At 62.3% G+C, this 692-nt stretch carries 1 protein-coding gene; it reads left to right on the top strand.

What is annotated here, in order from left to right; translation table 11 throughout:
- The coding region (locus OZ411_RS42980; RefSeq protein ID WP_282532805.1) for a GDP-mannose 4,6-dehydratase at nucleotides 1-692 on the top strand (692 nt) is incomplete at both ends.

Genomic DNA, 692 nt, shown 5'->3' with positions numbered 1-692 from the left:
CTCACCTATGCCGCCAATCTCGACTCGCTGCCGGCAGCGAAAGAGAACCTGAACTACGCCTTCGAGAAGCAATGCATTTGCGATGGCGCCGGGCTGCGCCGCCTGTTCGAGAAATACCAGCCCGACGCGGTCCTGAACCTCGCCGCCGAGAGCCATGTCGACCGCTCGATCGACGGTCCCGGCGAATTCATCCAGACCAACATCGTCGGCACCTTCACCATCCTGCAGGAAGCGCTGCGCCATTGGCGCACGCTCTCGCCCGAGAAGCGTGAGCAATTCCGCTTCCTGCATATCTCGACCGACGAGGTGTTCGGCTCGCTCGGCGATGACGGCTTCTTCACGGAAACGACGGCCTATGCGCCAAACTCGCCCTACTCCGCGAGCAAAGCCTCCTCCGACCATCTGGTGCGCGCCTGGCGCGAGACCTACGAACTGCCGACGCTGGTCACCAACTGCTCGAACAATTACGGCCCCTATCACTTCCCGGAAAAGCTGATTCCGCACATGATCATCAAGGGTTTGGCCGGCGAGCCCCTGCCCGTCTACGGCGACGGAAAGAACATCCGCGACTGGCTCTATGTCGAGGATCATGCGAAGGCGCTCACGCTGGTGCTCGAGCGCGGCGCGGTCGGCGAGACCTACAATGTCGGCGGCCGCAACGAGCGCACCAACCTGCATGTGGTCGAAACCAT

The sequence above is a fragment of the Bradyrhizobium sp. Arg237L genome, from assembly GCF_029990105.1.
Lineage (GTDB): Bacteria > Pseudomonadota > Alphaproteobacteria > Rhizobiales > Xanthobacteraceae > Bradyrhizobium.
Note: the sequence above shows the minus strand (reverse complement) of the source record. Positions and strands in the feature narration are given on the sequence as shown.